General features: G+C 66.2%; 27 protein-coding genes. All 27 read left to right on the plus strand.

Annotated features, from left to right (window positions below; translation table 11 throughout):
* The first annotated feature begins 2 nt into the window (after positions 1 to 2).
* The 27 genes from BA022_RS19355 (at position 3) to BA022_RS16310 (ending at position 21,568) form a co-directional block, all read left to right on the plus strand.
* Positions 3 to 155: a hypothetical protein gene (locus BA022_RS19355; RefSeq protein WP_187305981.1), complete on the plus strand. Its 153-nt coding sequence runs from the start codon at positions 3 to 5 to the stop codon at positions 153 to 155.
* Complete coding sequence (locus tag BA022_RS16195) at positions 152 to 418, plus strand: hypothetical protein (RefSeq protein ID WP_088888139.1); 267 nt, start codon at positions 152 to 154, stop codon at positions 416 to 418. Before BA022_RS19355 ends, BA022_RS16195 begins: the two co-directional genes overlap by 4 nt.
* A complete protein-coding gene (locus BA022_RS16200; RefSeq protein ID WP_088888140.1) occupies positions 415 to 1,026 on the plus strand; it encodes a hypothetical protein in 612 nt (203 codons plus the stop codon). The genes BA022_RS16195 and BA022_RS16200 overlap by 4 nt, the downstream gene beginning before the upstream one ends.
* Positions 1,023 to 1,223 (plus strand): hypothetical protein, encoded by a 201-nt coding sequence (locus tag BA022_RS19240; RefSeq protein WP_148665193.1) that lies wholly within the window; start codon positions 1,023 to 1,025, stop codon positions 1,221 to 1,223. Before BA022_RS16200 ends, BA022_RS19240 begins: the two co-directional genes overlap by 4 nt.
* Positions 1,224 to 1,234: 11 nt before the next feature.
* A complete protein-coding gene (locus tag BA022_RS19360; RefSeq protein WP_187305982.1) occupies positions 1,235 to 1,489 on the plus strand; it encodes a hypothetical protein in 255 nt (84 codons plus the stop codon).
* Between the two features lie 11 nt (positions 1,490 to 1,500).
* Complete coding sequence (locus tag BA022_RS19365; RefSeq protein ID WP_187305983.1) at positions 1,501 to 2,025, plus strand: host-nuclease inhibitor Gam family protein; 525 nt, start codon at positions 1,501 to 1,503, stop codon at positions 2,023 to 2,025.
* 3 nt (positions 2,026 to 2,028) lie between these two features.
* Positions 2,029 to 2,247, plus strand: coding sequence for a hypothetical protein (locus BA022_RS16210; RefSeq protein WP_148665195.1), 219 nt, complete (start codon positions 2,029 to 2,031; stop codon positions 2,245 to 2,247).
* Positions 2,244 to 3,146 carry a recombination-associated protein RdgC gene (locus BA022_RS16215; RefSeq protein WP_088888143.1) on the plus strand — a complete coding sequence of 301 codons (903 nt, stop codon included), beginning with the start codon at positions 2,244 to 2,246 and terminating at the stop codon, positions 3,144 to 3,146. The genes BA022_RS16210 and BA022_RS16215 overlap by 4 nt, the downstream gene beginning before the upstream one ends.
* Entirely contained in the window at positions 3,143 to 3,487 is a 345-nt protein-coding gene (locus BA022_RS16220; RefSeq protein WP_228403635.1) for a hypothetical protein, read from the plus strand. Before BA022_RS16215 ends, BA022_RS16220 begins: the two co-directional genes overlap by 4 nt.
* Positions 3,488 to 3,490: 3 nt before the next feature.
* Positions 3,491 to 3,730, plus strand: coding sequence for a hypothetical protein (locus BA022_RS16225; protein ID WP_088888144.1), 240 nt, complete (start codon positions 3,491 to 3,493; stop codon positions 3,728 to 3,730).
* On the plus strand, positions 3,727 to 4,173 hold the full coding sequence (locus tag BA022_RS16230) for a regulatory protein GemA (RefSeq protein ID WP_088888145.1): 447 nt from the start codon (positions 3,727 to 3,729) through the stop codon (positions 4,171 to 4,173). Before BA022_RS16225 ends, BA022_RS16230 begins: the two co-directional genes overlap by 4 nt.
* The gene (locus tag BA022_RS16235) at positions 4,166 to 4,591 is read left to right on the plus strand and encodes a Mor transcription activator family protein (RefSeq protein WP_088888146.1); all 426 of its coding nucleotides are present in this window, start codon (positions 4,166 to 4,168) and stop codon (positions 4,589 to 4,591) included. Before BA022_RS16230 ends, BA022_RS16235 begins: the two co-directional genes overlap by 8 nt.
* 120 nt (positions 4,592 to 4,711) lie before the next feature.
* Complete coding sequence (locus BA022_RS16240) at positions 4,712 to 5,905, plus strand: peptidase (RefSeq protein ID WP_088888147.1); 1,194 nt, start codon at positions 4,712 to 4,714, stop codon at positions 5,903 to 5,905.
* A 33-nt stretch (positions 5,906 to 5,938) separates the two neighbouring features.
* Positions 5,939 to 6,874 carry a major capsid protein gene (locus tag BA022_RS16245; protein WP_088888148.1) on the plus strand — a complete coding sequence of 312 codons (936 nt, stop codon included), beginning with the start codon at positions 5,939 to 5,941 and terminating at the stop codon, positions 6,872 to 6,874.
* A 2-nt stretch (positions 6,875 to 6,876) separates the two neighbouring features.
* A complete protein-coding gene (locus BA022_RS16250) occupies positions 6,877 to 7,221 on the plus strand; it encodes a hypothetical protein (RefSeq protein WP_088888149.1) in 345 nt (114 codons plus the stop codon).
* A gap of 6 nt (positions 7,222 to 7,227) precedes the next feature.
* Entirely contained in the window at positions 7,228 to 7,566 is a 339-nt protein-coding gene (locus BA022_RS16255) for a capsid cement protein (protein ID WP_088888150.1), read from the plus strand.
* Positions 7,567 to 7,571: 5 nt separating this feature from the next.
* Complete coding sequence (locus BA022_RS16260; protein ID WP_088888151.1) at positions 7,572 to 8,087, plus strand: phage protein Gp36 family protein; 516 nt, start codon at positions 7,572 to 7,574, stop codon at positions 8,085 to 8,087.
* A 1-nt stretch (position 8,088) separates the two neighbouring features.
* Positions 8,089 to 8,568 (plus strand): phage tail terminator protein, encoded by a 480-nt coding sequence (locus tag BA022_RS16265; protein WP_088888152.1) that lies wholly within the window; start codon positions 8,089 to 8,091, stop codon positions 8,566 to 8,568.
* Between the two features lie 2 nt (positions 8,569 to 8,570).
* Positions 8,571 to 9,338 carry a phage tail tube protein gene (locus BA022_RS16270; RefSeq protein ID WP_088888153.1) on the plus strand — a complete coding sequence of 256 codons (768 nt, stop codon included), beginning with the start codon at positions 8,571 to 8,573 and terminating at the stop codon, positions 9,336 to 9,338.
* 84 nt (positions 9,339 to 9,422) lie between these two features.
* A complete protein-coding gene (locus BA022_RS16275; protein ID WP_088888154.1) occupies positions 9,423 to 12,467 on the plus strand; it encodes a tape measure protein in 3,045 nt (1,014 codons plus the stop codon).
* Positions 12,464 to 12,847, plus strand: coding sequence for a hypothetical protein (locus BA022_RS16280; protein WP_088888155.1), 384 nt, complete (start codon positions 12,464 to 12,466; stop codon positions 12,845 to 12,847). Before BA022_RS16275 ends, BA022_RS16280 begins: the two co-directional genes overlap by 4 nt.
* A 6-nt stretch (positions 12,848 to 12,853) precedes the next feature.
* Positions 12,854 to 16,429 carry a hypothetical protein gene (locus BA022_RS16285; RefSeq protein ID WP_088888156.1) on the plus strand — a complete coding sequence of 1,192 codons (3,576 nt, stop codon included), beginning with the start codon at positions 12,854 to 12,856 and terminating at the stop codon, positions 16,427 to 16,429.
* 11 nt (positions 16,430 to 16,440) lie between these two features.
* Positions 16,441 to 17,619, plus strand: a complete 1,179-nt coding sequence (locus tag BA022_RS16290) for a hypothetical protein (protein ID WP_088888157.1) — start codon at positions 16,441 to 16,443, stop codon at positions 17,617 to 17,619.
* 3 nt (positions 17,620 to 17,622) lie between these two features.
* Positions 17,623 to 19,017: a hypothetical protein gene (locus BA022_RS19370; RefSeq protein WP_187305984.1), complete on the plus strand. Its 1,395-nt coding sequence runs from the start codon at positions 17,623 to 17,625 to the stop codon at positions 19,015 to 19,017.
* Complete coding sequence (locus BA022_RS16300; RefSeq protein ID WP_088888158.1) at positions 19,014 to 19,439, plus strand: hypothetical protein; 426 nt, start codon at positions 19,014 to 19,016, stop codon at positions 19,437 to 19,439. The genes BA022_RS19370 and BA022_RS16300 overlap by 4 nt, the downstream gene beginning before the upstream one ends.
* A 10-nt stretch (positions 19,440 to 19,449) precedes the next feature.
* Positions 19,450 to 21,354: a hypothetical protein gene (locus BA022_RS16305; protein ID WP_088888159.1), complete on the plus strand. Its 1,905-nt coding sequence runs from the start codon at positions 19,450 to 19,452 to the stop codon at positions 21,352 to 21,354.
* Positions 21,347 to 21,568 carry a hypothetical protein gene (locus tag BA022_RS16310; protein WP_088888160.1) on the plus strand — a complete coding sequence of 74 codons (222 nt, stop codon included), beginning with the start codon at positions 21,347 to 21,349 and terminating at the stop codon, positions 21,566 to 21,568. The genes BA022_RS16305 and BA022_RS16310 overlap by 8 nt, the downstream gene beginning before the upstream one ends.
* Positions 21,569 to 21,656: the final 88 nt, after the last annotated feature.

Below are 21,656 nucleotides of genomic sequence, written 5' to 3' on the forward strand. Positions count from 1 at the left end.
CCATGGCCATCTACCGCATCACCATCAAAACAGCGCAGGCGCGCTGGTCCATCACGGGCCTGTTCGCCAGCAGCTGCGAGGCCGTCATTCAGACGCTGGCCGATTGGCCGGAGGCGCGCTGCATCTCGGCCCGCTGCATCAGGAGCGTGCAATGACCACGAAACGAACCTGCCACCAGCTCGGCGTGTGCCACGGCCGCCCCGGCGTGGGCTGCACCTGCAACCAGGACGCGCGCCACGACGCGCACCAACTGCCACCTGGTGGCTTTTACTTCGCGCCAGGCGCGGTGGAGCAGCAGCCGCGCGCTGGCCGCGTTCCCCGCTGGCTGGTGCTGCTGGTGGAGGTGGCCCTGCTGCTCGCCATCGCAGCCTCTCTGGGTGTGGCCAGCGGCTGGCTCCATGCGAAAGGCCTGATGTGAGCGACCTGTCCTGCCCCAGCTGCGGCGCGGAGTTCGACCTGGCAGTGGCCTTCTCCCACGAGGTGGACCAGCGCGCCCTGGCCCGCTTGGCCAGCGTCAGCATCCCCCTTGGCGCCCGAGTCCTGCAATACGTGGGGCTGTTCACTCCTCCGAAGCAGCGCCTCACCGCCGCCAAGAAGATCAAGCTGATCCTGCAGCTGCTACCCGACCTGGAGCGCCAGGCCATCACCTGGAAGGGTCGGGACTGGGCGGCGCCGCTCGCGGCCTGGGCTCAGGCGATAGACCAGATGCTGGACGCGCGCACCGCAGGGCGTCTGGAGCTGCCCATGAAGGGCCACGGCTATCTCTACGCCATCTTGAGCGGCATGGCCGACAAGCACGAGGCCGCGGCCGAACACCAGCGCGAAGCCGACTTGCGCCAAGCAGGCCGCGCGCACTCCAGCGATGCGCCCACACAGGTGGGCCAGTTGCTGCAGACCGGCGCTACGCCTCCCACCAGCACCACGGCCGCGCCACGGCCCGCCACCGCACCGGCAGCTGCCGGCATGTCCCCCACCGTACGCGCCATGCGCGCAGCCATCCAAGCGAAGAAAGGCGAGCAGCCGTGAACCCGACCACCCAGCAACTCCCTGGCCGCGGCCGCCCTCGCGGCAAGGTGCAGCCGACGCCGCGCCTTGCAGGCGCCGTGCCACCCGCGCAGTACGACGTGATGCGCGCGCCCACCTGGACCACCAGTCCGGCGCCTGCGGCCCGTGCGGGTGCAGATGACCACAAGCGCATCCAGAGCCGCGGCTTTCGGTGCTGAGGAGGCTCGACATGCCCAACAAGCAACTAAGCAAAGCCGAGTTCTCGGCCCAGGCCGACGCCATGGCTCGCCAAATCATCCAGGCACTGAGCGGAGAACAACGCGCCTTCCTGGTTCTGGAAGCTCTCTGCCGTGTCCACCGTTTTACCTGCATGCACCTGCCTCCCGAGGCGCTGGGTGCCGCTGGCTTCGCACTCGGCAGTTACGCCGGCGAGCTCATGCAGGCCTCTGCAACCGGAAGCCGGTTGAATTCCACCGTTCATTGATAGGAGCATCAATGCCCACCGCAATCGAATCCATCAACAAGCACGCCGAGGTGTATGCCAAGGCCCGTGCGCTGCTGGCCGAGAAGGTCACTGCGCTCAATGACGGCATCGCCGCGCTGCGCCGCGACCACCTGGCCGACATCCGCCGCGCAGTGACCCGCGCTGCCGAGGCTGAGGACGCGCTGCGCGCCCTGGTCGAAGCCCACCCTGAGTGCTTCATGAAGCCTAAGACGCAGGTGCTGGCGGGCGTCAAGCTCGGCTACCAAAAGGGCAAAGGCGCCATCTCATTCGATGACGCCGACGCTGTGGTGGCCCGCATCAAGAAGCACCTGCCCGAACAGGCCGACGTGCTGATCCGCACCAAGGAGGCCCCGGTGAAGGAAGCGCTGGCGCAGCTCACCGCCGCCGAGCTCAAGAAGATCGGCGTGACGATCGAGGACGCGGGCGACACGGTGGTCATCAAGCCCGTGGACAGCGAGGTGGACAAGCTGGTGGACGCGCTGCTCAAGGGCGCGGCACAGGAAGGCGAGGCGTAGGCCATGGGGAGCATCCAGTCACGCCAGGCCGCTATGGCCTTTCGCAACGCCAGCGCACGTCCCGCGTGCCGCAACTGCAAGCACGGCCAGCAGGCCTATGTGGACCGTATGCCGCCCTACGACCGCGCAGGGTGGGAATGCACCAAGGGCGGATTCAAGGTCTCTGCCATGGCCATCTGTGACAAGCACGAGCTCAAGGGGCATAGGGAGGAAGTTCGATGATCAAGAATGCCATCATCTACAGCATCGCGCCGCAATGGCAGATGGAATGGAGCCAGCTGGAAGAAGCGCTGGCCAAGGCACCCTTCCAGGAATGCAGCGCCACGCAGGAAAAGTCCAGCGGCTGGGTGCCCCCGCGCGGCGAGGCCCACGGGCTGCTGGCCGAGAGCGTGGGCGGCCACTGGATGCTGCGCTTCCAATGGGAAGCCAAGATGCTCCCGGCCACCGTGCTGGCGCGCAAGGTGAAGGAAAAGGCCGCGCGCATCGAGCAGGAAACCGGCCGCAAGCCCGGCAAGAAGGAAACCAAGGAGCTCAAGGAAGAGGCCAAGCTGGACCTGCTGCCCATGGCCTTCACCAAGCAGGGCGGCACCTGGGTGTGGATCGACCCGCAGGCGCGCCTGCTGGTGCTGGATACCGGCGCCCAGGGCCGTGCTGACGAGGTGGTGAGCCTGCTGGTGGAGCACCTGCCCGGCCTGTCGCTGGCGCTGCTGGACACGCAGACCAGCCCCCAGGCGGCGATGGCGCTGTGGCTCAAGGAGCAGGAGCCGCCGGCGGGCTTTTCCATCGACCGCGAGTGCGAGCTGAAGGCGCCCGACGAGACCAAGGCCGTGGTGCGCTACGGCCGGCACCCGCTGGACATTGCCGAAGTGCAGGAGCACATCCAGGCCGGAAAGCTGCCCACCAAGCTCGCCATGAGCTGGGACGACCGCGTGAGCTTCGTGCTGACCGAGGGGCTTCAGCTCAAGAAGGTGGCGTTCCTGGACACGGTGTTCGAGGGCGAGGCGCAGGACGATGGCGGCTTCGATGCCGACGTGGCGATCGCCACGGGGGAGCTGTCCAAGCTGATCCCCGACCTGGTCAAAGCTCTGGGAGGTGAAGCAAGCGCCAGAGGTGCAGCATGACGCTCCGCGAAGCCATGGAAACCCGTCCCAAAACGTCCCAAACGCAAAACGCAGGGGGTTGCCGCTCCTGCGGCGCCCAGGCCCTCCAAACGCCCGCGCGCCAGGAAGTGCTGGCGGTGTCCATCCTGGGCTCCATCTTCGGGGTGCTGGGCGCGCTGCTGCTGGCCATGCCCGCATTGCCGGGCTGGGGCTTCGGCGCCTTCCTGGTCAGCAACGTGGCGTGGCTGATCGCCAGCGCCTGGCAACGCCAGTGGCCCCTGCACGCACAACAGTGGGTGTTCCTGGCCTGCAGCTTGCTGGGCCTGTGGAACTGGTGGCTCGGTCCGCTGCTGCGGGGGTAGGACATGGTCGAAGCGGAAAAGCACTGCAATGGCTGCGATGAGTCGTGGCCAGCCGATCTGGAGTTCTTCTACTCCGATCCCAACAGCAAGGACGGCCTGTACTACCGCTGTAAGGCCTGCTATCGGGAGTGGCTTGCGCAGAGCCCCAAACGTCAGACGGCGCCTAGCAAGCTGCCGCACATCAGCGATGGCCTCGCGCCGTTGCTGACCACCGCGCAATTCATGGGAGGCCCCCAGCCGTGACCACCAACCACGTCGCCGCCATCCACGTGCTCAAGGGCAAGCTGGCCCTGCAGGATGACGACTACCGCGCACTGCTGCTTAACCTGACGGGCAAATCCAGCAGCAAGGCCATGAACCAGGCCGAGCGGCGCCAGGTGCGCGAACACATGCAGGGCCTGGCAGAGCGCCTGGGCCTGGCGCAACCCACGCGCCGCCGCCCGCTCACGGGCGAGCAGTTCGCCAAGGCCAAATCTGCCGCGAGCCCGAAGGAGCGCAAGGTGTGGGCGCTGTGGCACCAGTTGCACCGCGACGGCCTGGTCAACAACCCCGGCCGCGCCGCGTTGGATGCGTGGGTGGAGCGCACTGTGCACGTGACGGCGCTGCGCTTTTGCACCCCCGCGCAGCTGGACACCTGCATCGAAGCCCTGAAGGCCTGGCAGACCCGAGGAGACCACCATGCTTGAGATGTTCGATCGCCTGGACCTGGCCGAGCTCACGGCCGAGCAGCTTGCGCCCCTTGAGGCGCTGATGACGCCGGCCTGGTCAGACACCTGGCGCGACCTGGCCACCAGCCACTACCTCACGCTGCTGTCGGCGCCTGAATCGGAGACCACCGACACGGCGGCGATCGCCAGGTTGGCCGTGGCCCTCACCATGGGCCTGGCCCAGGACCTGGGCGGCACGCAGCCGTATATTCCCGTGGGCGCTGACATGATGAGCAGCGCCCGCACGCGCCGCGTGATCGAGATGCTCGCAGCCGGCCTGCCGTATAAAGACGTGGCCGACGCCTGCGGCATCACCGCGAGCCGCGTGCGCAACATTGAGCGCGCCTGGCGCCGTGAACAGATGGCACTGCGCCAGGGGTCTCTGGCGCTGGACTAGCCCGCCAACGCGCCGCCCCTTCAAAGGCCCCGATCGCCGCCGCGACGGGGCTTTTTTGTTCGTGAATATGTGGAGCGCGGCATTTAAGGAAAGCGCAGGGTGCGCGCGAGAGTAGCGCCCATGCCTCAAGCCGCCTCTACACCCAAGCCGCTTCACATCTTCAAGCCTGGCCGCTGGACCACCATGCATGGTGAATCCATAGAGTTCAGCGAGGCCGATCTGCAGGCCATCGCGCAGGCATACGACCCGAAGGTTTCCAAGGCACCGCTGGTTGTAGGCCACCCGAAAACGGACGACCCCGCCAAGGGCTGGGCCAAGTCGCTCACCGCCACTGAACGCGGCCTGTATGCCACAACTGACAAGGTGGACCCCGAGTTTGCAGAGGCCGTGCGCAGCGGCGCCTACGGCACCGTGAGCGCCAAGTTCTACCGCCCCACAGACCCAAACAACCCCACGCCCGGCGTCTGGTACCTGCGCCACATCGGCTTCCTGGGCGCGCAGTCGCCCGCCGTGAAGGGGCTGGACGCACCCGAGTTCGCCGGCGCTGATGACGACGGCTGCGTGTGCTTTCAGGAGGGTGTGGCCTTTGGTGAATGGGATGCCATGACATCCGCAAACCTCTGGCGGCAGATGCGCGATTGGATGGTCGCCAAGTTCGGCCTGGAAGAGGCTGACAAGGTGCTGCCCAACTACGACGTGCGCGCCCTGGAGCTGGGCGCTCAGGAAGAAATCAACGCGCGGCGTGATCGCGCGGATACAGCCGCCAGTTCCGGCCCCGCCTTCGCCGAGAGCTCCGCTTCATCCACCACTCAACCACCACAGGAGTCCGCAGTGACCGATCAGGAAGCCGCGCAATTGCGCGAACAGAACGCCGCCCTGCAGCGGCAAAACGAGGAGCTGCGCCGCTCCGAACAGGCGCGTCTGGCAGAGGCCATCCGCCAGGACAACGTGGCCTTCGCCGAGAGCATGGCCACCCAGGCGCGTATCCCTGCCGCCATGAAGGATCAGGTGGCGGCCATCGGCGCGCAGCTGCAGGCCACGCACGATGTGGAGTTCGGCGAGGGCGATGCCAAGAAGCCCATGCACCAGGTGTTCCGCGAGTTTATTCAGGCGCTGCCGCCCGCGGTGGAGTTTGGCGAGCACGCGACGCGCGGGCGTGCGGCCGCTGGCGCTGATGGTGCCGACGCTGGCGACGAAGGCGCGGCCTTTTCCGAAGCCGACCCGGACCGCCTGGCGCAGCACAACAAGGCGTTGGCTTATGCCAAGAAACACGGCGTGCCGTACGCGCAGGCCGCGGCCGCCGTCATCAAGTAATCCCCAACCCCTGATTGCAAGGAGCACATCAACATGGGACGTTTGAGCAAACTGCGCGTGGTGGACCCGGTCCTGTCCACGCTGGCCACTGGTTACAGCAACGATGAGTTCGTGGGCGATCGACTGCTGCCGTTCGTGGGCGTGGATAAGGAGGGCGTGAAGATCCCGAAATTCGGGAAAGACGCTTTCACCATCTACAACACTGAGCGCGCGTTGCGTGCGAAGAGCAACCGCATCGTGCCCGAAGACATCGACAGCGTGACCGTCGCGCTCGATGAGCACGATCTGGAATACCCCATCGACTACCGCGAGGACGCCGAGGCCGCTTTCCCGCTGCAGGCGCATGCCACCTGGCGTGTGACCGAGGGCATCCGCCTGCGCCACGAGAAGATGGTGGCCGACCTGGTGCAGGACGCCAACAACTATGGCGCCGCAAACAAGGTGGCCCTGTCGGGTACCGATCTTTTTGACAACGACGCCAGCGACCCCGAGGGTGTGGTGGATACCGCCAAGGCCGCCGTGCGCTCCTCAGTGGTCAAGGAGCCCAACACCCTGGTGCTCGGCTATGCCGTGTGGCGGGCGTTGAAGCGCCACCCCAAGCTCAAGGCCATCTTGAGCGACACGCGCCCACGCCTGGTGCAGATCGCCGATCTGCGCGAGATCTTCGAGATCGAAAACATCTACGTGGGCCGCGCCGTGTACCAGACCGATGCGGGCGTGCAGGCCGACCTGTGGGGCAAGACCATGGTGTTTGGCTACGTGCCGGCTGGCGCGCCCGCCCAGGCGGGAAATGCACCCGTGCGCTCGGCCTACGAACCCTCGTTCGGCTACACGCTGCGCAAGGGCAGTCCGGTGGTGGATACGCGCACCGAAGACGGCAAGCTGGAGATCGTCCGCAACACGGACATCTTCAAGCCCTACATCCTGGGTGCCGGCGCGGGCTACCTGGTTAGCAACGCGGTGTCTTGATCATGGCCACGAAGAAATCTACCCCCGCAGCGCACCCTGAAACGGCTGCCGCCCCCGCCGATCTGGCGCCACAGCAGACGCCGCAGAGCGAGTCGGTCGATGCGGTGGCCTCCACCACCGCGGCCGATGCCGCGCATGCCGCAGACCTGGCGGGTGCTGATGCGACCACAGCGGCACCGCCCGTCAACGACGTCGACCAGGCCATCGGCACCTACCAGGTGGGCTCGGTACCGATTCGCCACAACGGCAAGTTCTACGACGTGGGCGCCGCGATTTCGCTCACAGACGCCGAGGCCCGCCGCCTCGACGGCCTGGTGATCCCGGCCCCACTGATTCACAAGGAGTAAGCACCGATGAAGACCGAACATCTCGTTCTCACGCTCTCCGTCCAGGCCGCAACGGGTGGCCTGGCAAAGAAGCGTTTCGTGACCTTCGCTGGCGCAAAGTTCGCCGCCGGCACCGCTGGCACCGCCACACTGGGAGTGGCCAATGCCGACTATGACGCGGGCGAGCAGGCCGGCGTGGACGCGCAGGGCTCCATCCTGGTCGAGGCCGGTGGTGCCATCACAGCCGGGGCCGAGGTGGAGGCTGATGCCGACGGCCGCGCCGTGGCCAAGACCACCGGTGTGGCCGCTGGCCGCGCCCGCGATGCCGCCACGGCTGCTGGCGAGTTCATCCGCATCCTGCGCTGATCGCCATGGCCATCGGTTCGTCCTACGCCTCCATCACCGATCTGGTCAACGCCGCAACGGGTGGCTGGATCGAGCTGGCCCAGCGCTCCGCGCCTGAGGCCGTGCTCGATGCCGAGCTCCTGCGCCTGGTGGCCACGGCTGGCGACGTGAGCGCGTGGACGGCCGATGCGATCGCCGTGGCCACGGCCGCTCTGGGGCGTCTGCAGGACGCGCTGGAGCGCGCCAGCCGTCATGCCGACACGTACCTGTTCCCGCGCTACCGCGCTCGCATGCCGCTACCTGCCGACCTTGTGCAGGGCAGCAGCCTGCCCGGTGCAGTGGCAGCCATTGCGCTCAAGCGCCTGTACGGCACCTCGGTGCCCGAGGAGCTGCGCCGTGGCGCCGCCTGGGCCGACCAGTACTTGGTAGACCTGGCCAAGGGTGTCGTGAGCCTGGGCGGTGGCGACACCGACGTGGCGCAGCCGCCGGGGCGCATGGCTATCCGTGCACCTGGCAGCACGTTTGACTGGAGGGCGTACTGACATGGCCACCACACCAGCCGCGGTGCACCCCAACAACTTCCTGGAGCCCGAGCCGCACATCGTGGCAAGGCTCAAGGCAATGCTGCCGGGAGTGCACGTGCTGACAGCCGCAGACCTGAATGCCACCAAGGAAGAGGCGCAGCCTGTGCCCGCGGTGCATGTGGTCTGGAACGGCTTTCGGGTGCTGGACACGCGCAGCGATGGGCGGGCTTCCCGCCTGGACCATGAGTGGCTGATCGTGTCAGCTGTGCGCAATGTGCGTGGCCTCAAGAGCGGGGCCGACGCACGGGGCGAGGCAGGCGAGCTTGCTGCACGCGCTGGGGCCGCAGTGATGGGCTTTAGGCCACCGAACGTGAACGGGCCTATGCGCCTGGCGCCAGCACCTGGCGCTGGCTACAGCCAGGCCGGCTATCTCTATCTGCCGCTCGCCTTTCTGGTCGAGACGGTTTTTCACAGTGCTGACTATTTCAAAGGAGCCTGAACATGGCTGTCGAAGTTCTCAAGAAGGTCTACAAGCCCTCCATGACGGTGGGCCAGGTGTACGCCAAGCCCTATAGCAGCAGCAGCGCCCCCGCGCCCATTGGCAACGTGCTGGAGCTGGGCCTGGAGCACACCGAGGATGTGCAGCGCCAGGACGACATGACGCAGTTGGGCGGCGGCACGCACGCCGAGGTGCGCCGCGTCACCGAGGTGAAGGTGACCATGAAGCTGGCAGACCTGAACGTGGTGAACCTGGCGCGCGCCACGCTGGGCACGGTGGCAGGTGTCGAGTCCGGTACCGTGACCGACGAGCCCTTCACGGTCAGCGGGCTGGGCGTGCTGCTGCCCCTGGCTCATATCGACCCCACGGCGGTGACGGTGAAGAAAGGTGCGGACGCCCTGAGTGCAACGCCTGTCGACATGGCGGGCAACTACCTGATCAAGCCTGAGGGCATCGTGCTGCTTGACGGCGCACCAGGCATCACTGCAGCCGACAAGCTGTGGGTGAGCTACAGCTATGGCGCCTATGCCGCCATCGAAGCGCTGACAACGAAGGCACCCGAACTGCAGCTGATTTTTGGGGGGCTTAACGAAGCGGACAGCGGCAAGCCCGTGATCGTGGACATCTGGCGCTGCAGCCAGGGTGTGACGCAGGCACTGACGCTCATCAACAGCGGCTTCGGCTCCCTGGATGTCGAGGGCACTGTGCTGCAGGACCCCACCAAGACGGGAGCGGGCATCAGCAAGTACTACCGCACTCGCATGAGCTGATCGCGCGATCAGGCACCCGGGCCGCTGCCGCTTCAGTAGGGGCGGCGGCCCTTTGTATTTCGGCTCTTTCCTCACATTGCTCTCATGGACAACGACAACAAGATCGACTTCACAGTCCGCGTCAATCGCGAGGGAGTGGGTGAGCTTGCGCAGGATCTGGGCAAGGTTGAAGAACACGCCCGAGGCCTGGGAGCGGCATCCACGGATGCGGGCAATGGCCTTGACTCCATGGAGCAAGCCGCGAAGGGCGCGGCGGGAGAAGCACACGGGCTAGGCAAAGCCCTTGACGACACGTCCACGCAAACGACGGGCCTGGAAGGCACGCTTTCGCAACTGGGCAAGACGCTGGCAGGCCTGTTTGCCGCCAGGGAAATTGTCGGCTTTGCCAAGAATGCCATTGAGGTAGCCGATGCCTATGGCCAGATGGCCGAACGCATCCGCATGGCCACGGGCAGCACCGAGGAATACGAGCTGGTGCAAAAGCGCCTGCTGGAATCGGCCAACATCACCTACCGCTCGCTATCGGAGCAGCAGGAGCTGTACATACAGACCGGGGATGCGCTGCGCTCCATGGGGTATGAAACCAGCCAGGTGTTGGACATCACCGACAGCTTCAGCTATCTGCTGGCGACCAATGCCGCCAGCGCTGAGAAGGGCCGTAACGCGATTGACGCGTACACCAAGTCCATCCAATCCGGGAAGGTGGAGGCGGATAGCTGGCAGTCCATCATGGCCGCCACGCCAACCATCGTCGATGCCATCGCAACGTCCACAGGCAAGACAGCTGCGGAGATTCGCAACTTGGGCGTTACGGGGCAGCTGACAGTCACCGATCTGAACGAGGGCCTGCGGCAGACGATGGAGGTGAACAAGTCTGCCACCGCAGGCATGGTGACCACCGTGAACGACGCCATGACGCGTCTGCACAACACGTGGAGCGCCTACATTGGCGAGGCGAACCGCGCCACGCAGAGCACCCAGAAGATCGTGGCGTTGATTGACACGCTGTCCAACAACCTGGACACCGTAGTGTCTGCGGCGATAGTGGCGGGCGATGTGATGGTGGCCGTTTGGGGTGTGCGAGCGCTCGGTGCGCTCAAGGCCTACACGGCGCAGCTTTCGATCGCGGCGGCCGAGACCACTGCCCTGATGGCCTCGACTACGGCCGCTGGCGCAAAGATGGCCGCCGGCCTCGCGACGGCTGGCAAGCTGGCTGGTGCGGCGTGGGTGGGATGGGAGATCGGCACGTTCCTACGCTCCGAGTTCGAGGTGGTCGAGCAAGCCGGCATTGCGCTGGCTGCCGGTCTCACCAAGGCTGCGGCGATCGCGCAATCCGGTTGGGAGATGACCAAGGCGGCGTTCACCGATGACACCATCGAAGCTGCGCAGGAGCGCCTGAGCAAGAAGCTCCAGGAAATCGACGACAGCTATGCAGACCTTTTTGCATCGGCAGGCCGCGCTGGCGACAAGCAACAGGAGGTTGGCCAGAAAACCGCATCAGCGGGTGCGGCCGCGCAGAACGCGAGTGTGCAGTGGGAGGGCTTGCGCACCAGCTACGCTTTGGTTCACAAAGAGCTGGAGTCCCAAGCAGCCCTGGTCGATAAGGTCGCCACGCTGAAGAACGCAGAAAGTGCCGCGGCTGTCACGATGGCCCAGGCACTGGGCACCGAGACCGAGCAGCGTGCCGCCCAGGCGGCTGCTGCAGCCACCCAGGCACAGCAACTGGCCAACGTCGCCCTGCAGCGCCAGACAGAAGTGAACGTACTCAAGGCGGAGCGCGATGCACTGATGGCGGTCGGGGAGGAACTGCTGCGCAGCAATCCCGAGAAGAAAAAGCAACTGGACGATCTGAACCAGCAGATCGCCCTACGGGAGGCCGACGCTGGCGCAGCCATGGCCCAGGCGCGTGCCGCACAAGCGTCGGCCGTGGCGGCGCAGGCCGAAGCCGAGGCGCAGCGCGACAACAGCGCTCGCGTGCACGAACTGCGTGCCGCCTATGAGCAGGCCAAGGCAAAGATGGAAGAGGTACGAGCTGCCAAAGCTGCAGGCAAAGCCACCACTGAAGATGTCACCAAGGCCGAGCTCGAGGCCGGCAAGGCCGCGCTGCTGTACCGCGACGCAGTGCAGGACCAACTCAAGGCTATCGACGCACGTGCGCGAGCCCAGCGCGCCGATCTGGACGTGCAGGCAGCAGGCGTGCAGTTGGCGATAGAGCAGCAACGCACGATCCTTGAAGTGGCGCGCGCCCGTGGCGATGAGACCGGCGCGATGCGCGCACAAGAGAACATTCGCCGCCTGGAGATCCAGCTTCTTGAGCTGTCAGCCCAGGCCAAGCGCGCTGAGGCCGACGCCGCCATTGCGACCGCCCAGGCCAAGAAGGCCGAGCTGATCGCCAGCGGCGAATACAACGGCGTGAAGAAGCTGGAGATCGAGGCGGCCATCAAAGCCGCGGAAGTCAAGCGCGTTGAGGGTCAGATCGCCCAGGAAACAGCCAGCCGCTTGCGCCAGCTGGGCGATGCCCAGGGGAGCCTGAAGCAAAAGGTCGAAGACGCGACGGGCTCCCTTGTCAAGCAAGTAGGTACCCTCGAGCGCCTGGCCGACGGTGTCGACCGCGTCGGTGCGGGGTTCCGCAACAAAGACGGGTTTACGTCAGATGCACAAGGCAACGTGCAACAGCAATTCGCTTGGACCCGGACTTCCATCATTGACTACCTCAAGCAGGCCGGGCTAGACGAACTGCTCGCAGCGCGTCTCTCGCAGCAGTTCCTTAATGATCAGGGTGGCGTGAACTATGAAGCCAGTGCCGCGCAGATCCAGTGGGGCGGTAAGTACTCCACGCTCGCAGGGGCGCTGGGCAAGATGGCCGAGTACTACAAGTACGACACCTCAGGTAAGCAGCAGGCCGCGCAGATGCTGGAGTACGAGCAGAGGAACAACGCCAAGCCGTCGTTTGCAACCCCTGCGCCCACATCCACGGGTTCCAGCAGCAGCCGCTCGGGCGCCAGCTATGTCTCCAATATCACGATCAATGGCCAGCGCAAGAGCTTGGAGTTCGCCGATCGGCAAAGCCAGCTTGACGGGGAGACGCTGATCCGCGCACTGGCGGAAGGTAAGGGGGTCGCTCAATGATCACGCTGACCTATTCCGGTGCTACCGCAACGCTATCTGACCGCCTCATCTGGACCGATGAGTACGCCTGGTCGCCAGTTGTCACGGAGACGCGCACAGGCACCAATGGCGCGCTGCACGTGCACGTTGGAAAGCGGCTGGCCGGGCGACCTATCACCCTGGATGGCCGCGATAGCAGCGCCTGGATTACGCGGGCGCTGTGCAACCAGTTGCAGGCCTGGGCCGCCATCCCTGGCGCCACGTTTGACCTGGTGCTGCGCGGCGTGCCGCACATCGTGATGTTTACGGAATTTCAGGCCGCTCCCATCTGGCGCCTCGTCGACGGCGAGCACACCGCCGACCTGCAATACGTCCCCTTCTTCAAATTCATTGAGGTGTAGAGCCCCATGACCATCCTCGAACAAGACCTCAAGCTGCTCGCCTCGCGCGTCATGGCCGACGTGCCCGACGGCGGTCGCGGCCCCACGGGCACCGAAATTCCCTACGGCGGCTCCAACGCGGTATTCACCGACGTGACCGAGGCCGACCGCGCCGGCGGCAACGTCTCCATCCGCCAGCTGCACATGGGGGTGCTCACGCCCAACACTGAAACGCTCATGGGGCCCAGCGTGATCCTGTCAGCGCTGCCTACCGACGCCAGCGTGTCGGTCACACTGGCCAAGTGCGGCCTGTTCGCACGCCGCAGCGAGATCGCCGCTGCCATCGCCAGCTACCTGATCGAGGGCGTGCCCTGGTCCGCCGTGCTGTTGGAAGACCACGTGATCGGCATGCGCAGCCTGCAGCTGTTTCACCGGCCGGGCACCCCCGCGCCGGACATCAACCGCACCCTGGTGTTGGCCTACCAGGCCGGCACGGTGAACGAGCGCATCCAGTTCGTGCGCGTCACCGGCACCAGCACCGAGGCGCGCACATTCACCTACCTGGTCAACGGCACCTATGTGGACTACCAGGGCAGCGTGACCAAGGTGGACCTGTCCGACACGCTGCGCTACGCATTCCCGGGCAGCAGCCCGGCGCGCGACTTTTCTGTGGGCTCTGGCAAGACGATCGTGCGCGACACCACCGTCGCCGACGCCGCCGTTTACTACGGCGCCAGCACGCTTACCGCCGCGGCCAGCCTGGGCGACACCCAGCTGCGCGTGGCCAGCATCTACAGCCAGATCGTGCCCAACAGCCGGACCGAAGTGACGGCCCTGGACCAGTACCCCGCCGCCACGCGCACCGTGGTGCTGGCCGAGTCTCCGCGCCGCATCGAGGTGCCCGTGGCCGCCCATACCCAGCGCATCAAGATCGGGCAGAGCAACCGGGGGTTCTCCTTCGTCGCCATGCTGCGCCCGCTGCCTGATGCCGGCAGCGTCACCATCAGCTACCGGGCGCTGGGCAACTGGTACACGCTCAGCGATGACGGCCAGGGCGTGCTGTCCGGCTACGGCTCGGGGCGCGTGATCTACACCACGGGCAGCCTGGACATGACGCTGCAGGCCCTGCCGGATGACGGCAGCTCCATCATCATCCAGTGGGCCGAGAAGGTTGGATACACCGACCGCACCGGCCAGGGCGCTCAGGTGCGCGCGCCCGAGTACTCGTTCAGCCTGCAGCAAATGGGCTACGAGCGCGGCACGCTGGTCATCACCTGGACCAGCGGCGGCGTGCTGCGCACTGCGACGGCCACTGCCGGGGGCAAGTTCACCGGCGACGCCGACGGCGAAGTGGACGCGCCCAGCGGCACCGTGTATCTGCGGCCCAAGCACATGATCGACGCCGGTGGGCAGTTCTCGCTTGCGTACGACACCAGCACGCAGCAGACCGAGATCCTGTCGGTGCCGGCGCTGGATGCCGGCGGATTCGGTTTGCTCACCCTGGCCCAGCAGCCCGTGGCGGGCACGCTGGACATCAGCTGGGCCACCGTGCAGGAGGTCACTACGTCCTCGGGCGGCCACCTGAACAGCGAAAGCTCCAACAAGAGCGCCGACAGCAAAGTCATCAGCTCGCGCATTTACTCCACCGAGTGGGCTACCCACCTCAGCGCGGTGGGCGCTCCCATCGTGAAGCCGATCAATGGTTCCTGGGCCAGCGTCACCTACACGTCGCAGCGCAGCGACAGCAGCAGCAGCGTCTACAACCGCACCAGCTCACAGGAGGAAGCCAACAAGCTCATCACCCTGCACACGGTATCCGACGACGGCGTGGGTGCTTTCATCGGCGGGATGGGCACGGTCAACTACACCGGCAAGCAGATCAGCCTGCGCATGGTTACCGCTGGGCGCAGCGTGACAAGCTACAAGAGCGACTACGTCAACGCATCGGAGTTCGAGGCCACCACCAGCGGCCAGCCCAGCAGCGGTGGTGCCACATCGCGCGGCGGCGACTACAGCACCACCACCATGGGTGAGTCCATGCTGGCCGGCACCAGCGTCGTCGCGCGCTACAAGGTCGGCACCAGTACGCCGGTGCATGTCGTCGAGACCTATACCCCGCCCGACGTCACCATCGACCTGTGTCCCTACACCCAGCACCGCATCGTGCCGGGCAGTGTCGCGTTCACGTGGATGGGTGTGGACTATCAGGACTTCGAGGGCACGCTCTACCGCGGCCGCACCGCCAGCAGCCCAGGCATCGCCAGTGGCACGGTGGATTACGCCGCGGGCCTGGCGCTGCTCAGCGACTACGTGGTCAGCGGCTCGCCCACGGCCTTCACGCTCACCAGCCTGTGGACCCGCCACGCGCCCTGGAGCACGGCCAGCGTGTTCTTTCGCACGCAGTCATCGCCGATCAAGCCGGGCGGCATCACACTGCTGCTTGTGGACCTTGCCGGTGCGGCCCTGACTGCCGTCGCCGACAACGCGGGAAACTTCACCGGCACGCACATGCGCGGGCGCATGGACTTCGAGCACGGCGTGGGCGAGCTGCAGTTCGGCGACTATGTGCTGGACAGCGCGCTGACCGCGGCAGAGAAGGCCGAGTGGTGGTACGACGCCGCCGACGTTGGCGCAGTGGAAGTGGGCAAGATCTGGCGCCCCTGGCCCGTGGACCCCACGACGCTGCGCTACAACAGCGTGGCATTCTTCTATCTGCCGCTGGACGCGGACATCCTGGGCCTGGACCCGGTACGCCTGCCGCCCGATGGGCGTGTGCCCGTGTTCCGCGTGGGCAGCTATGTCGTCATCGGGCACACGGGCGTGGTGGCCGCCGCCAACTATGCCAACGGCGCCAGCATCAACACCGGGCGCACGCGCCTGTCACGCGTGTACCTGGTCAACGCGCTGGGCCAGCTCATCACTGGCGGCTACACCGTGGACCTGGACGCGGGCCTGATCAGTGTGGTGGACACCACCGGCTGGGTGCAGCCCGTCACCGTCAAGCACCGCATCGAGCAGATGCTGCGCTTGTCTGACGTGCAAATCGACGGCCGTCTGCAGCTCACCGGCCAGCTGTCGCATGACTTCCCGCCGGGCTCTGTCGTCTCCAGCGCGATCATGACCGGCAACCTGGCCGCCCGCGCGCTGCCGGTGTTTGACCAGCAGAGCTGGGACGGCGTCACCTGGTCCGACGGCGCTATCGGCAGCCCGGCATCCGCCACCTACAACGACGGCGCATACCCGGTGGGCGTGACCAACGAGGGCACGATGACCGAGCGCTTCGCCCTGCGCGTGCTCACCGGCGGTACCGACGTGGAGGTGATCGGCGAGCACGTGGGCAACCTGGGCACGTTCTCGCGCAACGCGGCCATTGCGCCCATCAACCCCGTGAGCAATGCGCCGTACTTCACGCTGGCGCCGGCCGGCTGGGGCAACGGCTGGGCCGCAGGCAATGTGCTTTTCGTGCACACCGTGGGCACCTACTACCCCTTCGCCGCCATCCGCGCGGTGCAGCCGGGCCCCGCGCCCATCGGCACCGACTATGCGTTTGACATCACCCTGCGCGGCGATGTGGACCGCGCCCCTGTCGCCCCCGTCATCTGAGGACCACCTGCATGATCTACAACTTTGACTCCAGTCAGACCGGCGCGCCGGTCCTCTCCGGCACCGCGGGAGCGCTGCGTGCACTGCTCAAGGCCTGCCTGGTGGATGGCTTCGGCGCGGGTGCCGTGGCCACGCTCACCGTCTCCGCTGGCGTGGCCACGGCCACCTACGCGGGCGCGCATCCCTTTGCACCAGGCCGCGTGGCAGAAATCTCCGGCGCCACGCCGGCAGAGCTCAACGGCAAGAAGATCGTCACCACCACCACGGGTAGCAGCATCACTTTCCCGGCGCCGGGCGTTCCCGATGGTTCGGCCACCGGCACCATCAGCAGCAAGGCCGCCGCACCGGGCTGGCTGGAGCTGTTCGCCGGCGCGCTCACCAACGTGATCGCCATGAAGCCATCTGCGCCCGAGGCCACGGGCTGCGTGCTGCGTGTGGATGACACTGGCACCACGACAGCGCGCCTGGTGGGCTATGAAAGCATGGACGGCATCAGCTCTGGAGTCGGGGCCTATCCGTCCGCCGTGCAGCAGTCTGGAGGCGTTTTTTGGCCCAAGAGCGATGCGGCATCCAGCGCTGCCAGGCCGTGGCGTATGTTCGCCGATGAACGCGCCTTCGCGCTGTGGGTGGCTCCGAGCGGCGCACAGATTGGCCACGGCGTGTTTTTTGGGTTCGGCGACTTCATTTCGGACAAGTCCGGTGATGCCTATGGCTGCTACCTGCCCGGCGGCGCGCTCGCGGCGGACGTCACGACATCCAGCACAGCGGTGGGTGCCTGCCTTGGATACGCCAACGCGGCCGCAGCGGCCAGTGTCTACGTGCCCAGGGCATACACCGGCGTGGGCGGCTCGCAGGCCGCGCGCAAGTCGTCTGCGTATGCCGCGGCAGCGGCTTATTCAGGCCTCGCGGGCTACAGCAATCAGGGGATTCCGTACCCCAACCCCGCGGACAACAGCCTGCGCGTCTCTCGGCTTGATCTGCTTATCGGTTCCACGGGCTTTCGCGGCCGCATCCCCGGCATCTATCACACGCCGCACGTCGTCGGGGAGGCGTTCGTGACCGGCGATCTGGTGGCGGGATCTGGTGAGTTCGCGGGCAAGACATTGATGGCCCTGCGTTGCGGGCCACCTGGAGCGGCCATTGCGAATGCGGGTTGCGTGTTTGTGGATCTGACCGGCCCCTGGAGGTAGCGCATGGCTGTAGCGCGATATTGGCGCATCGTCGGGATCGCGGTGCGCGGCGGTGGAGACCTGGAGCTGAGCGGGCTGCACCTATACGGCGCCGCGGGCCGTCTGGATACGGTGGCTGTGCTCAGTGCATCCATTGCCCCCACGGCCGGGCAGATCGATGCCCTGCAGGATGGCGTAACGACCACCACGTGCCGTTTTCCCGCCGCGGCAGTCCAGTCGCCGGGGTTTGCGCTCGTGTGGGACTTTGCGGGCGCGCCCGCCGATGTGACAGGCCTGCGCCTCGGCTCTAGCGATGTCGTTGACACCTTCCCCGCAGGGCTGCTGCTGCAATCGTCTTCTGACGCTGCAGTGTGGAACACGGTGCTCGTGATCAACCGCCAGATCGTCTGGCCCGGCCCTCGGTCCATGACCGTGACGGTGACGGACATGTGGGTCGAAAACTGGTTCGAGTCGTTCGATGCGGGCATCCCCCCAGGATTCGCGTCTGTGCTCACGGATTCAGGCGCGCTGGCTGTCGCGCACGATGCGGCCAAAGGAGCGGTCAGCCTGGACGCCACGGGCTACAACACGGCATGGATGTTCAACTTAGCAGGCCCGCAGATCGGCCTGCGGCTTGAGTTCGATCTTGAGATCGTCGTGCCGACATACAACAACAATCCCATGATCGGTCTCGTCTTGTCCGGCGGGCCGCAGCTGCTGCAAAACATACTGTCCGTGGGAGGGACTGCAGCGGTTTCGTATCGATCCGCCAGCGCCACGGATCTCGCGCTTGTGAGTCCTCCCCTGGCCAGTGGGGCCATGCCTGCCAGCAACCCCAGTTCAGGGCGCACGCAGTGGGCCTTCTCCAGCGCGCCGGCCCCGGATGGGTTGGCCAGGAATTACGTGTTCGCCGTAGCGGGCAATGAGCTGGTGCTCAACCACGGCCACACTGCCGCAACCACCGCATTGAAGCCGGGGTTGTTTTTACGTTCATGCAAGGTGCTGCTGCACAGCGTGCGCGGCTACTACCTTGCGATGGCCGGCACGGAAGCGCTTCCGGTGCGCGCATTCGAGCGAGGGCTGCGGCGCGTTGTGCAGGCGCCGGTTGGCGCGTTCCAGTTGCAATCCGTGTTCGGGACTCGGGTCGCCAGAGATGTCGAGTTCGGTGGCGCCGGTCGCATCTGGGGCACCACCAAAACCAAAGCCACGCCGAGCAACCTGCCGACGAAGGCCCGCGTAGTGCTGCTGCATCAACGCAGCAAGCAGCTCGTGCGTGAGACATGGAGCGATCCCGTTACCGGTGCCTTCGCCTTCGAGGGCATCGACACGGAGCAGGAATTTCTGACACTTGCCGAAGACGCCGCGGGCGCCTACCGCCCAGTGGCCGCCAACCGGCTTGTGCCCGAGGTGACGGCATGACGTGGCGCATCGGTTCGGCGCTCTCGCAAGCGCAGCTGCAGGCCACGCTCACGCTGGCAGACACCGGCGCGGGCAACGCTCGCGTGCGCCTATACACCACGGCCCGCCCGGACACGCTTGGCAGCCACAGCGACACGCCCCAAGCGGACGTGGTGCTGGCCAAGCCCTGCGGCGCCATCGTCGGCGGCGTGCTGGTGCTGTACCCGCTGGACGCCGCCGGCACACTGGTGATGGCCGCAGGCCTGCCGCGCTGGGGCGAGTGGGTCAGCGCCACCGGTGCGGTGCTGCTGGACGGCACCGTGACCGACATGGACAACGGAGGTGACATTCGCGTGGAGGGTGCGCAGACGCCAGCGGGCGAGACCTCGCCGATGTTCTACGCCGGCGGCCTGGTGCAACTGGGCACCACCGCTTTGACGTGAGGACCATTGTGTGGCCGCGACCGACCTCGAATTCAGCCAGAGCCCCCTCGGGTCTGGCAGCCCTGTCGAGATCGTCTTCGGCGACGACTCGGGGGCACCCGCCGGCACGGCTGTGCTGCACATCGCCGGCAGCATCACCGGCCTGCACGGCCACATCACGGCGCGCACTTTTGCGCTGGCGCATGCGGCGGGCAGCATCACCGGCCTGCGCGGCCACATCACGGCGCACCACGACATCAACGTCTCTCGCCCCCTTGCTCGTACCGGGCGAGATGCGTGGCAGCCCGCCGCCCCGCTGCGCGCCGGCACACAGGTGCGCTTTGAGCAATCGCGGGCCATCGGCGCGGCACTGCGCGCGCAGTGGCAGCAATCCGTGCAGATCGGCGCAGCCCTGCGCGCTCAGTGGCAGGCCACAGACCCCGTGCAGCGCGCCACGCGCCTGCAATACCAGCAAGCCCTGCGGCTGGACGCCGCGCCGGTACGCCAGCGCTTCGAGGACGCGGCACGCATCCAGCACTTGCGCCGCCATCAATACCAGCATGCCCGCAGCTTGGCCGCGACCCCAGTGCAGCAGCGCTTTGAAGACGCCGAGAGCCTGCGCCGCCTGGTGCGCCAGCAGTACCAGCGCGCCGTACCTCTTGCTGCTGCCATCGCACAGCGCTTCGGTATCGCCGATCACCTCGGCGTGGTGCGTCGCGCCCAGTACCAGCAGGCTCAAAAGCCGCTGCCGGGCGTCACGCCAGGCACCCAACCGCCCGCGCCAGACCCGTGCTATGTGCCAAAACTGCCGGCAGAGCTGGTGTTTGACCTCGCAGCAGACGCTGCGCTGCCATTGGGCCTGCTCTTTGTGTGTGAACGCGGCGGTTCTCTCCCGCCACCAGCAGGCATCGTGGTGCCGCCTCGCAGGACCTACATCGTGATCAACTCCATTGAAATTCGCCGTGCCGATGATCTTGCAGGCGACCCGCTTCCGTCAGAGACCTTTCAGATGCAGCTTGATCGGCAGAGCTGGACCTGGACTTTCTCCGCTAGCTTTCATGCGTCGGCTCGTGATGCGATCGCGCCTGGCCCCGGTGGTCAGCCCGTGGAGTTGGAAGTGCGCGTTAATGGGCAACCATTTCGCTTACAGGCCGAGCGCATCGGCCGCAGCAAGCGTTTCCCTGGCAATATGGTGACGGCCTCTGGCCGTGGCCTCGCAGCCGTGCTGGACGCACCACATGCTCAGGTACAGACGTTCAGCCAAACGCAGGATCGCACGGCGCAGCAGCTGATGGCTGAAGTGCTGACAGTCAATGGAGTGGGCTTCGGCTGGACTGTCGACTGGCAGATCACCGACTGGCTAGTGCCAGGGGGTATCTGGATGCACCAGGGCACGTGGATAAGCGCATTGAAAGACATTGCTGGCAGTGTTGGAGCCTACTTACAGCCGCACGACACAGCGCCAATCCTGCGCGTGCTTCCCGCCTGGCCTGAGCCGTGGTGGCGATGGGACACGCTGGTGCCAGGCGTTGAACTACCCGAGGGGATCGCCGAGGTAGGCGACACAGAGGTCGTCGATCTGCCGGGCTACGACAGGATTTTTGTTGCGGGCGAGGCTGGGGGCATTCAAGCCGACCTCACGCGCAATGGGCTGCCGGGCACGATGCTCAAGCAGCCTATGGCCGTGCATCCATTGATTACAGAGATCGTTGCCGCAAAACAGCGTGCCACAGCCGAGCTCGCCGAGTCAGGGCGCATGCTTAAACACAAGATGACGCTACCCGTGCTGCCCGCCACGGGCGTGATCAAGCCAGGGACAGTGCTGCGCTATGTGGACGACGCGTCTACGCAGCGCATCGGCATCGTTCGCTCGACAGCCATCAACCAGCAGTTCCCGGTGCTCACCCAGTCGCTGGAGATCGACAGCCATGCCTAACCTGTACCAGCAACTCAAGGAACTGCTCGCACCTGGCCGGGTGCAGATCGGGGAGGTAGTGGCCTATGCGGATGGCGTGGCCACGATCAATCTGCCCGGCGCGGGCCAGATCCGCGCGCGTGGCGAGGCCACGGTGGGCGGCAAGGTGTTCGTGCAAGACGGGGTGATCCAGGGGCCGGCTCCCAATCTACCCGTGTTTGTGGACGTGATCTAAAAAAACGGGCGACCTGGCAAGGTGCGGGAACACCAAGCCAGGACCCTAACCTGCAGGTATGAGCTGCAAGCCAGGCGAAGACCCGCCA

This window comes from Diaphorobacter nitroreducens (assembly GCF_002214645.1).
Classification (GTDB): Bacteria; Pseudomonadota; Gammaproteobacteria; order Burkholderiales; family Burkholderiaceae_C; genus Diaphorobacter; species Diaphorobacter nitroreducens.

Excerpts from the sequence above, each read along its gene's own strand:
- BA022_RS16290 (WP_088888157.1), top strand. The coding sequence starts at position 16,441 with ATGATCTACAACTTTGACTCCAGTCAGACCGGCGCGCCGGTCCTCTCC.
- BA022_RS16255 (WP_088888150.1), top strand. The coding sequence starts at position 7,228 with ATGAAGACCGAACATCTCGTTCTCACGCTCTCCGTCCAGGCCGCAACG.
- BA022_RS19360 (WP_187305982.1), top strand. The coding sequence starts at position 1,235 with ATGCCCAACAAGCAACTAAGCAAAGCCGAGTTCTCGGCCCAGGCCGAC.
- BA022_RS16220 (WP_228403635.1), top strand. The coding sequence starts at position 3,143 with ATGACGCTCCGCGAAGCCATGGAAACCCGTCCCAAAACGTCCCAAACG.
- BA022_RS16215 (WP_088888143.1), top strand. The coding sequence starts at position 2,244 with ATGATCAAGAATGCCATCATCTACAGCATCGCGCCGCAATGGCAGATG.
- BA022_RS16270 (WP_088888153.1), top strand. The coding sequence starts at position 8,571 with ATGGCTGTCGAAGTTCTCAAGAAGGTCTACAAGCCCTCCATGACGGTG.
- BA022_RS16225 (WP_088888144.1), top strand. The coding sequence starts at position 3,491 with ATGGTCGAAGCGGAAAAGCACTGCAATGGCTGCGATGAGTCGTGGCCA.
- BA022_RS16240 (WP_088888147.1), top strand. The coding sequence starts at position 4,712 with ATGCCTCAAGCCGCCTCTACACCCAAGCCGCTTCACATCTTCAAGCCT.
- BA022_RS19365 (WP_187305983.1), top strand. The coding sequence starts at position 1,501 with ATGCCCACCGCAATCGAATCCATCAACAAGCACGCCGAGGTGTATGCC.
- BA022_RS16310 (WP_088888160.1), top strand. The coding sequence starts at position 21,347 with ATGCCTAACCTGTACCAGCAACTCAAGGAACTGCTCGCACCTGGCCGG.
- BA022_RS16280 (WP_088888155.1), top strand. The coding sequence starts at position 12,464 with ATGATCACGCTGACCTATTCCGGTGCTACCGCAACGCTATCTGACCGC.
- BA022_RS16250 (WP_088888149.1), top strand. The coding sequence starts at position 6,877 with ATGGCCACGAAGAAATCTACCCCCGCAGCGCACCCTGAAACGGCTGCC.
- BA022_RS16195 (WP_088888139.1), top strand. The coding sequence starts at position 152 with ATGACCACGAAACGAACCTGCCACCAGCTCGGCGTGTGCCACGGCCGC.
- BA022_RS16275 (WP_088888154.1), top strand. The coding sequence starts at position 9,423 with ATGGACAACGACAACAAGATCGACTTCACAGTCCGCGTCAATCGCGAG.
- BA022_RS16210 (WP_148665195.1), top strand. The coding sequence starts at position 2,029 with ATGGGGAGCATCCAGTCACGCCAGGCCGCTATGGCCTTTCGCAACGCC.
- BA022_RS16260 (WP_088888151.1), top strand. The coding sequence starts at position 7,572 with ATGGCCATCGGTTCGTCCTACGCCTCCATCACCGATCTGGTCAACGCC.
- BA022_RS16300 (WP_088888158.1), top strand. The coding sequence starts at position 19,014 with ATGACGTGGCGCATCGGTTCGGCGCTCTCGCAAGCGCAGCTGCAGGCC.
- BA022_RS19355 (WP_187305981.1), top strand. The coding sequence starts at position 3 with ATGGCCATCTACCGCATCACCATCAAAACAGCGCAGGCGCGCTGGTCC.
- BA022_RS16265 (WP_088888152.1), top strand. The coding sequence starts at position 8,089 with ATGGCCACCACACCAGCCGCGGTGCACCCCAACAACTTCCTGGAGCCC.
- BA022_RS16245 (WP_088888148.1), top strand. The coding sequence starts at position 5,939 with ATGGGACGTTTGAGCAAACTGCGCGTGGTGGACCCGGTCCTGTCCACG.
- BA022_RS16285 (WP_088888156.1), top strand. The coding sequence starts at position 12,854 with ATGACCATCCTCGAACAAGACCTCAAGCTGCTCGCCTCGCGCGTCATG.
- BA022_RS16235 (WP_088888146.1), top strand. The coding sequence starts at position 4,166 with ATGCTTGAGATGTTCGATCGCCTGGACCTGGCCGAGCTCACGGCCGAG.
- BA022_RS19370 (WP_187305984.1), top strand. The coding sequence starts at position 17,623 with ATGGCTGTAGCGCGATATTGGCGCATCGTCGGGATCGCGGTGCGCGGC.